This is a genomic window from Stieleria sp., from assembly GCF_041595215.1.
In the GTDB taxonomy this organism is placed as follows: Bacteria; Planctomycetota; Planctomycetia; order Pirellulales; family Pirellulaceae; genus Stieleria; species Stieleria magnilauensis.
Genome location: NZ_JBFHKV010000100.1, coordinates 1 through 13,130, shown reverse-complemented (window position 1 = coordinate 13,130; position 13,130 = coordinate 1). Strand labels below are relative to the sequence as shown.

The window sequence follows — 13,130 nt, the reverse complement described above, 5'->3', positions numbered from 1 at the left end:
TCTTTCCGCTTCGGGTATGAACCATCACGAAGTTGTCGTCGGCATCGAAGCGAATGGCCCAGGCATCGCTGGCTGACGTCTTCGCCGACCACGTTCCGGCCAACGTTGTTGCGGTTGCCGTCGTTGCGGCTGACTTCGTTGCGACCGATGTCGTGTCGGCTGACGTGATTGCAGGTCGCCCCGGTGGCGTGTCGTTGGTGTTGACCCCGGCAACAGCTTGCTTGGTCAACACCGTGGCTGCGATGCCGGTTGTCTTCGTCGCCGCCAACGCCAATCGCTCGGCCACGGTTCGCAAGCCGTCCGCCGTGGCGCCCTGATTGCTCAGCGACGTGTGCAGCGCGAGCGTTTTTCCCGACGCGACCAATTGGACATGGTCATGGTTTTGCAGCGCGACAAGTAACGCCATCAATTTCTCTCCGTTGACCGACTGCTCGTTTCCCGACGCATCGACCGGCAGACTGTCCACAGGCAGCACGACATCGATGCGATCGGCGTCGGCATCCACGGTGCAGAGCAGCGTTCCCTGTGGGGCATCGTCGTTGTTGGCCGGCAGCAATTCCGCCACGTCGACACGAACGGCCGAGGACACGACGGCGCACTGAATTCCTTCCGCCGAAAGCAGCTTGGACAATGATGCAGCCCCCAAGACCGTGCCCGTTGTTTTCGACGACGTCGCGGGTGGCCGAGACGCATCGGCCACCGTCTCGGACATCGAGATTTCGCTGAACAACTCCGCATCCAATGGCGAGCCCGCTCCCGCCGACGGCGTCAGCGACATTGCCAGAGTCATCACCATCGCGGCCATCGCCGTCGACAGGCGAGGAAACCCGCGGCCGCAGTCGGCAACCGAGCCGGTAACCCGGCCGGCAAACGATCGGGCCGCGGGAGATAATCCGGCGGGATTTCGGCCGGGATTTCGGGCGGCGGGATTTCGTTGCAGAAGGTGCATGGATCGGTCACTCGTTGCTACGGGGTCGGTAGAGGTCTGAGTCACCAAGCGAAAGGCATCGCGAAATGTGAACGAAAAACTGTCGTGCATCGCCAAAGTCGCTGAATTGGAACAACGGCGGGAAAAAATCAGAAATGGGTCTGGGGATGCTGGCAAAACATTTCAGTGCGAAAAAATCGGGGGCAACGCTGCAAAATGGGTTCACGCCATCGGCCACGGCACGCCGATCACTTTCCTGTCGGGGTGTTCCTGAGCTTGCTGTCAGGAACCAGCGGCCTACACTTACGCGGCGATGTCTGAAAAAGACCTCGCCCGCTTCGATCCTCTTAATTCGGCAGAGGGATCATTTTTAGGGTTCGCCTAAGTCACTTAACGGCTTGTGCAGTAGCACGCTCAGACTTACGCGTTTCTCCCAGCGGCTCCATTTTGCCGCCGACGGGTCGAAGCAACTGCCGGCTGACAGATCAACCGATTTGTCAGCCGGCTTTTTTTCGTTCTTGATGTGTCCGCCCTTTTGCTGGGACTCTCCATCGACGCGGCCCTCCCCATGACGTCGTCTGCTCCTGCCGATTCAAGTGAAACCAGCGAGATCCCTCGCGTCGCTCCCACGTTCCAGCTTTCCTCCCGCGGGTTGTTCGTCGCGTTTTGCGTGATGATCGGGGTGGGGCTGAGCGTTTATGCGTTGTTTCCCGAGAGTATCGGCGGCCCACCCTTGCCGGTGGCCGTGACGCTGGACGAGGCGCCGCTGCCGACGACAGGTGGCCAGATGGCCGTGTTGACTCCAGTGGTCACGGTCACCAGCGAGTTGGACCAGCCGATCGGGCATTTGTCGATCATCCTCAACGGGCAGTATGAGATCACCCAGGCGAGCCCGCTTCAGCCGGGCGAAAGTTTCACGCTTCCCCAGGCGATCTTCACCGACAAACGCAGCAACCGCCGCTTCGATCCCGAGACCCAGGTGGTCACCGAAGTGATGGTTCGGGGGCAGTTGCCGAGCAAGTCACGGGGGGTGTCCAAATTCAAGTTCGAGAGCCCAGCAGCCGAGTAGCGGGGTCCGGGGGGTAGCCGATTCTCGCAAGCGTTCAGGCCCCTGTTGTCTTAGCCGTTGCGGAAAACAGGTAAGAAGATTTTGGAGGTAAGAAAATGATGAACTGCACCATCCATTCGAATTCTTCAATCTTCCTACCTCCAAAAGTTTCCTACCTCTCCATTCAGCCACCGTGCCCTGTCAAGTCGGTGGACATTGAAAGCCTGGCCCCCTGACACAATCACGCAACGATCTTTTACCGATTGGCACAACATTCGCGTCTCTTTCATTCTCTACCGGGGTTTGACTTGTCTTTCGCCCATTCCAGTTGATCAATTGCGATACAGGTGTTGCAAAATGCAACACTCACAACCGGAATGGCGAGCAAATGGAGTGGGCGAAAGGCGTTTTTTTTCGTAGCGAGTTGAATTGAGCGGGAATAGACTCTGCCAGTAGAGATCTCTCTCGATTGACTCATCCCTTTTCCCAAGATCGCAAGAAACCCGCCAAGTGCGTGGATTTCGGGCGGTTTGGAACCTAGCACACAGAACGGTTGTTCCGATGAAGACAGGCAGATCGCCGTTTTCAAGCACCGCGGAGAAAATTCAGATGCGAGACGTCGCACGTCAACTTAAGACTTTGATTACGCCAGGGCGGTGGATTTGCCCGATTGTCAGCCTTGTGGCTTTGACGATTCCGATGGCCCCAGGATTCAGCCACGCGGCCGAGGGTAGCGCTGCCAATGACAGCGGCGCCCAGGCCCGCATCGTCAGTTTCCAGGCCGACGGGGTGGCCGACGACAGCCCGGCCTATTTCGCCGCGTCGATTTTGCCATCGGCCGATGACGCGTTGTTGCAGGAGGTCCAGAAGCCGGCCGCCGACGTCGTCATCGTGATGGACACCTCGGCCAGCCAGGCGGGCGAGTTTCGTCGCGAATCCCTGGCCGCCGTCAACAAAGTCGTCGCCTCGCTGCGGCCCGGTGACCGCGTGCAAGTGTTCGCCGCCGATGTGGTCGCCGTTGCCATGAACGACGCGCTGGTCGCGGCAAACCAACCGAGCGTCAACACCGCCCTGGAAGGTCTCCAGCGGCGATTGCCGCTCGGTCACACGAACATGGTGTCGGTGATCGATGCGGTCCGCGGCACCTTGCTCGCCGCCCCGCGCTACCACACCCGATCGATCGTTTACATCGGTGACGGCGCGTCGATCGACGCCACCGGCAACGAAACGCGTTTCGCGGCCCTCGTCGATGCCTTGCGGGCGGACCATATCTCCGTGCACAGCATCGCGATCGGACCATCCAAGAACATTGAGTTGATGGCCATCTTGGCCAATCACACCGGCGGGGTGCTGGGCGTCGTGAATGAAGCCGACGGCAACACCGCCACCGCGATCGCCGACCGAGTGACCGAGTCGGCCGTGCGTTCACCGATTTGGATCCATGAGGCCGATTTGCCCGCGGCGGTGACGATCGCTCATGGCAAACGGGTGCCGCCATTGCGAGTCGACCGCGATTCGATCTTGATCGGTCAAATCGCCGGAGACCTCGATTCGGTCAAGTTTGTTCTGCGTGGCACCACCCCGACCGCCGACATCCGTATCACCACCGACGCCGGCGTCGAACGCGACAACCCTGACTTTGCCTTCCTGCCCGGTTTGGTTGACGGGGCGAAGAAGAATTCAGGGCTCACCTTGCCCACCGCCAGCAGCGTCATGCTCCGCGAAACCGCTCGAATCCTGACCGCCAAGTCGGACGAACTGGTGCGGGCCGGCAAGCTGGCACTGAAACAGGGCAACAAGAAGGGCGCCAAAGCGGTCGCCGAGATGGCTTTGGAAGCCGACCCGAACAACGAAGACGCCAAAGCGTTGGTGAAGGTCAGCGGCACGACGTTGATCATCCAAAACGACTCGCCGTTTGACGGTCTGTTCGGCGACGACGATGCCCAACCGGCCGCTCCGGCCGGCGATGACCCGTTCGGCACACCCGAACCGGCAGCCCCGGCTGCCGATGCGACCGACGACCTGTTCGGAACTCCCGAACCGGCTCCGGCCGCTCCCGCTCCGGCGCCAACTCCCGCTCCGGCACCCGCGGCTCCGGCACCACCGGTAGTCACGCCACCTCCGGCAGCGCCGGCCGGCGGACGCCTACCGAGAGTTCCCGCGGGACGCAGCATCGTCGGCGATGACGAAATCTTGGAGCGTGGCGGCGACTTGCTCGACCGCATCGAAGCCCAACGCAATGCCGCCAACGGACGACTTCGTGCCGAAGTCAAAGCGGCGCTGCGGGCCGCCCAGCGGGCGTTGCGCACCGATCCGACCGGCGTCGCCGGCCAGCTGAAATCGGTTCTCGCTCGCGTGCAAACGCTGCCGGACATCGATCCGAAGTTGCGTCAGGATCTGGAAAGCCAATTGCAATCGGCCATCCAAGCGGCCAGCAGTGCCGAAGCACGCTTCGCCGCCCAACAGGCCAACATCGTCGCTCAAGACGAAGCGTCGCGTGCGACCGCACGGTTGTTGCAAGAAACGTTCCGCCGCGAAGCGACGTTGAAGACGCTTTCCCAGCAGATGAACGCCTTGATCGACGAGGGCCGCTACACCGAAGCCGACGGTGACGTCTCGTTGAAATTCGCCGAGATCGCGGGTGATTCGATCACCGAAGACTCGATCGCCGGACGTCATTTCACCGACCAGCCGCTGGCGTTGCAAACCTATGACCGCGACCGACGCTACAAGGAAATGCGTGAGCGTAACTTTGTCGACGCGTTCTCCCTGGTGCTCAAGAGCAACATCCCGTTTGTCGACGAGCCGCCGATCTTGTACCCCGATGCCGATGTCTGGCAGGCACTCAGCCGACGTCGCTTGGAGCGTTACGGTTCGATCGAACTGGTCGGTGACAACGAAACCGAGCGTAAGATCGAAGCGTCGCTGTCGGACGAAACGACTCAGACGTTTATTGAAACTCCGCTCAGCGAAGCCATTCAGACGATCAGCGACACGCACGAAATCCCGATCGTGATCGACAACCGCGCCCTGGAAGAAATCGGTCTCGACGCCGATGCCGGTGTCAACATCGACCTCAAGAACGTCACCTTGCGTTCGTTCCTGCGATTGATGCTGCGTGACCTGGAACTGACGTACCTGATCAAAGACGAGGTGATGCAAATCACCACGGTGGAAGCAGCCGAAGACAACCTGGTGACCAAAGTCTATCCCGTCGGTGACCTCGTCGTGCCGGTTGTCTCGCTCGGCGGCGGCGGCGGCATGGGCGGCGGCATGGGCGGCGGCATGGGCGGCGGCATGGGTGGCGGCATGGGCGGCGGCATGGGTGGCGGCATGGGCGGCGGCATGGGCGGCATGGGCGGCGGCATGGGCGGCGGCGGCATGGGCGGCGGTATGTTCGTCGTGCCCGACAACGTCAGCCTGGATTCAAAATCGGAATCCGCCCCGGCCTCGACCGACACCGGTGTGGTCCAAGACAGCACCTCTGCTGCGACGCTTTCCGCTGCCGAACAGCAGCTGATCAAACCCTTGAAAGTCACTCCCAAAGAAGGCCAGACACGCGGCGAAGCGTGGGAAGCGTTCTTTGCCGGGCTGACACTGGCGGACGTTCGCGAAATCACGATCCTGGATCAACAGATTCGTGCAACCGCCCGCCAGTTCTCGCTCAAAGCTGCTGCGGCAGACGAGCGGGGCGATCGCAAAGCGGCCGTCGAGTCGTTCGCTCAATCACGCGACATGATCAGCGAAGCGATTCGCGCCGGTCATGTTCAACCGTGGATGTACCAAGCCTATGCGATCTCGTTGACAGCGACCGGAGCTCCCCAGTCGGAAGTCGAGCGGGCACTGTTGTCCGCGGTCGATTTCGCGGAAACCCCCGCCGACATCTTGAACGTTGCCGGTCGCCTGGAAGACCTGGGCAGCGACGCCGCGGCGTTGCAGCTGTGCATGCGGGTGGCCGAATTGGACCCGAATCGACGCGAAACCTATGTGATGGGCCTGCGTCTGGCCGAACAGCTCGACGATCCCAGCGCCATCGCTTGGGCTTGCAGCGGTGTCTTGGCCCAAGCCTGGCCGGCTGAATTCGCGCCGGTCGTCGACAAAGCCACCCTGCTGGCCCGCAGCGCCTATGCCGAGCTGAAGGAAAAAGGCATGCAAGACGAAGCGGCGAAGTTCGCCAAAGCGTTGGATCAGGCGGCCGCACACGATGTCATCGTTCGCGTTTCCTGGACCGGTGATGCCGACATCGATCTGGCGATCGAAGAACCCGGCGGAACCGTTTGCTCACTGGAAAACCGATCCAGCGCCAGCGGCGGCACGCTGCTGGGCGATTCTTACCCGGGACAAGGCGAAGACAACACCGGGACCGTCTCGGAAACCTACATCTGTCCGCGCGGATTCAGCGGCCAATATCGTCTGCTGGTCCGAAAGGTCTGGGGCGAAGTTTCGACCGGACAGGTCACCGTGGAGATTGTCACCGATGCCAAACGGCCGAGCCAGCGTTTCATCCGCAAGGAAGTCCCGCTGACGGAGAAAAACGCCTTGTTCGTGTTCGAGGTCAAAGAAGGAAAACGCCAGGAGAAACTCGGCGAGGCACAGTTGGCCCACTTGCGAGACGTTCAACGCGATCTCAACGGACAACTGCTCGGTCAATTCGCCAACCCGGGAAACGACTCGGCCCAAGTGCTGCGTGACCTGTACCGCGACACCCAACGCTTGACCGGCGGCGTCGGGGCGAACCCTTTCTTCGGCCGCAACAACGCCGTCGGGTTCCAGCCCCAGATCACGCAGTTGCCCGAAGGTGCGTCGCTGTCGACGCTGGCGATCATTTCCGCCGACCGACGTTACGTGCGGATTTCACCGGCGCCGTTCTTCTCGCAGATCGGTGATGTCAGTACGTTCAACTTCGTCGATGGCGGTACCGGCGGTGCGGGTGGCGGTGCCGGCGGTGGCCTGGGCGGTGGCGCCGGCGGCGGTCTCGGCGGCGGCGGACTGGGCGGTGGCGGTGGCGGCGGTTTCGGCAACTAAACCGTCACAGCGGCAAACGACTTTATTCAGCTAGCAATTTAAAGGCTGTCATCCTTTTCGGGGTGGCAGCCTTCGTTTTTTTCCGATCGGTTGAAACCTGAATCGCGGTCGGCGGGTAGATAGCAGTGGTGGGACCCCTTCACACGGGGGGCGATTCAGCACAGGATTCTTGACAGATCTCTACGATGCGGCGTCCCAAAGTTGTCAGGTCCTCGCCGAATTGGTAGACACTACGCTCGAATCTTGCACCCCCATCTGTCACAAGGACAACAAACGATTATGGGTTTCATGACAAATTGCCTCCGCCCCCGGCATGCCGCCCGAGCCGTCGCGGCCGTTGCGGTTCTGGCAACCACGTTCATCGCCGCACCCGCCATGGCTCAAGAACGTCTTGCGCCGGCGGCCGGCTCGTCGCGCGCGACGCTCACCGATGGCACCCAACCGGTCGTCGTCGTCACGCTCGGCTCGGTCAGAAAGTTGATGGATGACGTCAGCTACATGGCTGAAATCACCAGCCAACCCCAGTTGGCGATGTTCCCGATGTTGGCCGCCACGTTCACCCAAGGCATGGACATGGACCAGCCGATCGGTGTGCTGGTGCCGCTGGTCGGCGGAGCACCGCAGCCGATTGTTGTGTTACCGACCCAGGACATCCGCCCCATCCTGAAACGGTTGGAAGCTCAAACCGGACCGGTCGACGAACTCGACGACGGCACCCTGGTTTTGACCGTCAACCAAAACACCCTGTACATCAAACAGAACGCCAACAATGCCGTCGCGGCACAGAACCAAGCCGCACTGAAGCTCGCCCCGGCCGACGCCAGCGAACTGTTCAAGGGCATGGGCAATGCCTACAACGTGGCGGTCCGGTTGCAAGTCCAACAGGTTCCCGTCGAAATCCGCAACATCTTGATCGATCAACTGCGTCAAGGTTTCGAGCAAACCATGGCTCAGCAAGGCGACGCCGAATCGGCCCGCGAAATGGGCGAGAATTCGATCGCACAGCTGGAGCGGTTGATCCAAGAAGCCGACGAGTTGAATCTGGGGTTGAACATCGACAAGGCCAATCAACAGGTCGCCTTGGACGTGTCCTTCACTGCAGTCGGCGGAACGCAATTGGCCGCCGTCTACGGCGGTCAACAATCGATTCCGTCCCGCTTCTCTTCGGTCATCCGAGACGACGCGGCCGCTTACATCCATAGCGCCACGTCGATCAGCCCCGAAGCGATCACTCAAGCCAAAGACGGCATTAAATCCTCGCTGGGAATGATCAAGGGTGCTTTGGAAACCGATGGGAACTTGAGCGAAGATCAGATCAACGAAATCGATCAGTACATCACTCGGCTCAGCGACATCGTCACCGAATCCTTGTCCGAAGGCAAATCCGACATGGGCGTCATGGTGCTGGCCGGACGCGATGAATTCCAAGCCGTGATCGGTACCTTCGTCGCCGATGGCACGAAGGTCGCCGCGCTGGCAAAAGACTTGGCAACGAAGGTTCCCGACAGCCCCCCTGCCCCCAAGTTTAAGTTTGACATCGGCAACTTCGGTGGCGTTACCCTGCACATGATCGAAGCCGATGTGCCGGCAAGCGAAGACGAAGTCCGTAAAGTGTTCGGCGAAAAGATCCAAGTCCACATCGGGACGGCACCCAAAGCGGTCTACATCGCAGCCGGTCGTGGCAGCGACGAATTGCTCAAGCAGTTCATCACCGCCGGCAGCAGCGACAACGGCGGCGATCGTCCGTTGGGGCAGTTTAAGTTCAAACTGTTGCCGTTCTTGGAACTGGCCCAGTCGGTCGAAGCGAACGACAACATGGCGGCGATGATCAACGCGCTGACCAATTCGCAAGACAAAGGCGAAGTCAACGTCACGACCAAGTCCATCCCCAACGGCTCTTCCATGAAGCTGACCATCGGTGAAGGGCTGATCCGAGCGATCGGCGCCGCAGCCATGGCCGGACGGCAAGCTCAACAACCGTTCTGATTTCGGTCGCAGACACCCAAGCCGCCAAGGGCTTGGGAGTCTATGCCTCTTCAGTAACCCTCCCGTGTGCGGGAGGGTTGAGCGAAGCGGGGGCATGAATCAACGCAACAGGCCGTCCCGATGGGACGGCCTGTTTTCATTTGCGGTACAGGTTGGAGCCCGTAGGCTCGCGTCAAACGGCTGATCATCGTTTGGCATCAGCCGGTTCACGCCAGCGTCCGGCCTCGCCGTTGACGTACACGTCGATCAAGCGGCTCGCTTGGTCGTGTGCTCGAGCGAAACAGGATCCGACTGCGACAGACCGACTGTGGCACCATGATCCGCATCGCCCTGCTGCGACACATCGGTTTGGAACACCCAAGCCATCGCCACCAGGATGTGATCGCTCCAGCGAATCAACATCATCTCCGTCCGCGAATCCTTGCCGCCGTAAATCGGCAGGCGTCGGCCGATGCGCGAGGCAAAGTCGCGAATCAGAAAGTGCGCCAACGCCGGACGGCGAACGAAAATCTGAACCGGGAACGCCAACGACCCGACGGTGGGGAGACAGCCCCAGAGTAAGGCTTCGGTATGTCGGACGCTGCGGCCGCACGCCAACCAGTTCGACAGCGTCACCACGGCACGCGCCAACGGCAACAGCAACCAGGGCAACAAGAACCAGGCATTGCCGGTCACCACTGCGGCAGCCACACCGCCATATTTCGCCGGTACCACCCAAGGCGAACAGGCCTTGATCGCCAAATGCAGGGCCATGCCCCGCGCATACGTCGCGACCTCGTTCGCATCGACCTGACCAACCAGATCGGACGCCTCGTCCGAACCGATTCGTTGCTCGGATTCCCAGCGCCGGATCGAACGGCGGATGTATCGCAATCCCACGTAAGTCTGATAGCGACGTCGTGTCAACAGATGCCACGTCGCTCGCGCCGTGCGGCTGAGATGACGCCGCGTCCTGGCCACCAACCGACGCCACGTGTCCAGTCGCAGCGGAGCCGGCTCGCACGTCTTCCAGCGAGCGGTGTGATCCATCAGCGCGTCGACATCGGCCTGCCCGGCTAACCGTGATGAACGCAACTGGCCAGCATCCAGATCATCAAACGGCGGCCAGGTTCGCTGGCCGGCGGCGAGCAGCCAATACTTGGGGACCAAGATCGCGGGGATGCCGGATTCCAAGTCGATGATCGTGTAACGTTGTCCGCGACGCAATAAATTGGCGGTGGAAACCATCGCCCGCGGATCGACCTGCCAGCCGCTGCCGGTCAGCCCCGCTTGCACCAGAGCGTCTTTGGCACGATGCATCACCGACACCAATTGATCGATTTCGCCCGTCGCCTCGCCCAGGCCGGTCGGACGGACACCACGACCGTCAACATGCTCGGCGGCCAGCACCCAACCGGGGGCTGCGGCATCAAAGCGGACGTAGAGCGGAGCAGCGACGTCGACGTCCACGCCCGCTTGTTGCAGAATCTCGGCAGCCACGCGGCGGCGATAGAAGCACGCCATGATCGCGTCGCGGTTGAATTGATAGGCGAACGGGGCGAAAAAGAAGATCCGATAGATCGCGCGAGTCAATCGCCCCGGGCAAAACACTTTCTCGACACAACGGACCGTCGAACCGTCTCGGAACGCCGCATCGACCAGCCGCGCCGTCGCCGCCCGTCCTTTTCCAAGTTCACGGACGACATGCACGTCGGTGGGAGCGTTTTCGGTCGGGTCCAGTCGTTCTGATTTCACAGCATCGGCGTCGCGGAAGGTCGAATCGGTCCGCCTGTAGCAGATTCGGCGTTGCTGTGACAAGGCGGCTACGCCCACGACGCACACCAGCACGTGGCGTCAGCCAGTGTCGGTCGGTCACCGTGAACCCGCCACGTGCCGCCCGCTGACGCATCCCGCTGAAACCGCGCCAGCACGTGGCGTCAGCCAGTGGCGGGCGGTGACCCTGAACCCAACACGCGCCGCTCGCTGACGCTTCCCGCCAAAAAAGACTGATTGACACCTCGTCACCTAGCGATATATTGGTTATTGGATTGCGGAAACATCGACAATAAACTCCCGACGCATCGTGAAACCGAGGACCGAGATGATTCGAAAAAGTTGGTTTGGAATTCTGGCTTTGGCCATCTGTGGCTTGGCATCCCACCCCGCCCCGGCTCAGTTCGGTGGACTCTTTGGCGGTCCCAAGATCGAAACGATCAGCACCGACGAATTGCAGTCGCTGCTGAAAAAGCAGCAGCAAGCCGCCGCCGACGCGAAAGCCGCAGGGCACGACGCACCCCCAGCGGACTTTGTGGTGGTGGACGTTCGCTCCGACGCCGAAGTCGACGTGTCGATCATTCCCGGAGCGATCACCAAGAAGCAGTATGAAGCGAATCTCGAGGACTATCAGGGACGCACGGTGATTCCCTATTGCACCGTCGGCGGCCGCAGTGGTGCCTACGCCAAGCAGCTCGCCGCCAAGGGCGTCAAAGTCAAAAACTACAAGGGCAGCATCTTGAAATGGGTCGACGCCGAACTGCCCTTGGTCACGCTTGATGGCAAGCCGACCAATCGCGTGCACACCTACAGCGACCGTTACAAGATTCCTTCAAAGTACGAACAGGTCACCCAGTGAACGCCTCACCGGCCAACGGTTCGCTGAAAAATATCGTCCTGCTGGGCATCGGTCATACCAATGCCCATCTGGTCAAACAGTGGATCAGCGAACCGATTGGCGGTTGTCGATTGATTTGCATCAGTAAGTTTCCAGCGGCGACGTATTCGGGGATGTTGCCCGGCACGTTGGGGCTGCAATTCAGCGAGCAGGAGATGCGAATCGATTTGGCGGCCTTGGCCCATCGCGCCGGTGCGGAGTTGGTCATCGCCGACACCCAGGGCATCGATTTGGATGCCGGGCAGCTTCACTTTCACGATCACGAACCGATTCGGTTTGATGTCCTGTCGATCGGAGTCGGCTCAATGCCCGCTGGTTGGGAGCAGCATACCCATTCGAAGTTGTTGGTCCCGATCAAGCCGATGCAAACGTTTTTGCAGCGGTTGGAGTCGCACCTGAGCGACCAAGCGATGAGCCCGCCGACAGACGATAACGCTCCGCTGCGGGTCGCCGTTGTCGGTGGCGGCGTCGCCAGCGTCGAGATCGCGTTTTGTTTGCAGCAGCGGTGGCAGAAACGTGACGCCGATCGCGAGATCGAAATTGAGATCTTTACCAGCAGTCCGCACGTAGCCGACGGGATGCCGAGCCGAAGCGTGCGGTCGATCGAGAAACTGCTCCGGCAACGTGGGATCTCGGTGCACCGCGGTCATCGCGTCGATGCCTTGACCGACACTACGCTCCGCACCGATGACGGCCGAACCTATCGATCCAACGGTGTGATCTGGGCGACCGGTGCCGCCCCGCCTCCCGTGCTCGCCCGCCTCGGGCTTCAAACGGATGATCGTGGATTCATCGCGACCTCCAAAACGTTGCAATCGCTTTCGGACGAGCGGATCTTTGCCGTCGGCGATTCGGGAACAATGATCGAATCGCCATGTCCCAAAGCCGGCGTGTATGCCGTCCGGCAATGTCCGATTCTGTGGCATAACGTCAACGCCTTGCTCAACCAGAACGCGATGCAGCGTTTCGATCCACAACGTGACTTTTTAAAGCTGCTCAACACCGGTGACGGGAAAGCCATGCTGCAGTACGGCTGGTTCACCGCGCATGCTCGATGGTGCTGGCGGCTGAAGACGTGGATCGACAAGCGTTTTGTCAGCGAGTACCAGTTCGATTCCGACTTTGATGGCAGATCAACAGCCCCAACCACGGACGATCCTTCAGAGGAGCCCCAGTCGTGCAAATGAAACTGATGCGTAAATGGTTCGCCGCGGTGGGGCGAATCGGCATGATCGGCGGCGGCCTGTTGCTGTTGGTGGCGATCATCGCTTGGCTCTCCGGCATGTTCGAAGACAAAGTCCAACCGGGCTGGACGGGGCGTGGCGTGCCCAAGCACACCGATCAGCCGACCGACATCGTGCATGAGATCGAAAAGCCGTACATCGAGGAGGCGATCGGGACGCTCAAGGCGTCCAGCCGCACCGTCGTCTCGTCCAAGTTGCTGGCGACGATCGCCGAGATTCACGTCACCGCGGGGGATCAGGTCCAGCAGG

General features: G+C 60.9%; 8 protein-coding genes and 1 pseudogene. 7 read left to right on the top strand and 2 right to left on the bottom strand.

The features are described 5' to 3' along the window. Positions 1–949: hypothetical protein (locus ABX749_RS06230; protein ID WP_372895216.1), on the bottom strand; the 949-nt coding region annotated here is incomplete at its 3' end. 67 nt (positions 950–1,016) lie between these two features. Here ABX749_RS06230 and ABX749_RS06225 point away from each other — a divergent pair. The 4 genes from ABX749_RS06225 (at position 1,017) to ABX749_RS06210 (ending at position 8,987) form a co-directional block, all read left to right on the top strand. After that, positions 1,017–1,202 (top strand): hypothetical protein, encoded by a 186-nt coding sequence (locus tag ABX749_RS06225; protein WP_372895215.1) that lies wholly within the window; start codon positions 1,017–1,019, stop codon positions 1,200–1,202. Between the two features lie 294 nt (positions 1,203–1,496). Then, positions 1,497–1,997: a hypothetical protein gene (locus ABX749_RS06220; protein WP_145212141.1), complete on the top strand. Its 501-nt coding sequence runs from the start codon at positions 1,497–1,499 to the stop codon at positions 1,995–1,997. Between the two features lie 678 nt (positions 1,998–2,675). Further along, positions 2,676–7,001, top strand: coding sequence for a VWA domain-containing protein (locus ABX749_RS06215; RefSeq protein ID WP_372895214.1), 4,326 nt, complete (start codon positions 2,676–2,678; stop codon positions 6,999–7,001). Positions 7,002–7,289: 288 nt separating this feature from the next. Beyond that, positions 7,290–8,987 carry a hypothetical protein gene (locus tag ABX749_RS06210; protein ID WP_372895213.1) on the top strand — a complete coding sequence of 566 codons (1,698 nt, stop codon included), beginning with the start codon at positions 7,290–7,292 and terminating at the stop codon, positions 8,985–8,987. Between the two features lie 246 nt (positions 8,988–9,233). Here ABX749_RS06210 and ABX749_RS06205 read toward each other — a convergent pair whose 3' ends face one another. Next, positions 9,234–10,721: a hypothetical protein gene (locus tag ABX749_RS06205; protein WP_372895212.1), complete on the bottom strand. Its 1,488-nt coding sequence runs from the start codon at positions 10,719–10,721 to the stop codon at positions 9,234–9,236. 346 nt (positions 10,722–11,067) lie between these two features. On the opposite strand from ABX749_RS06205, the gene ABX749_RS06200 reads away from it, so the two are divergent. The 3 genes and pseudogenes from ABX749_RS06200 to ABX749_RS06190 form a co-directional block, all read left to right on the top strand. Beyond that, complete coding sequence (locus ABX749_RS06200) at positions 11,068–11,598, top strand: rhodanese-like domain-containing protein (RefSeq protein ID WP_372895211.1); 531 nt, start codon at positions 11,068–11,070, stop codon at positions 11,596–11,598. Further along, positions 11,595–12,824, top strand: coding sequence for an FAD-dependent oxidoreductase (locus ABX749_RS06195; protein ID WP_372895210.1), 1,230 nt, complete (start codon positions 11,595–11,597; stop codon positions 12,822–12,824). Before ABX749_RS06200 ends, ABX749_RS06195 begins: the two co-directional genes overlap by 4 nt. 5 nt (positions 12,825–12,829) lie before the next feature. After that, a pseudogene (locus ABX749_RS06190) lies at positions 12,830–13,130 on the top strand (efflux RND transporter periplasmic adaptor subunit); the annotation flags it as partial.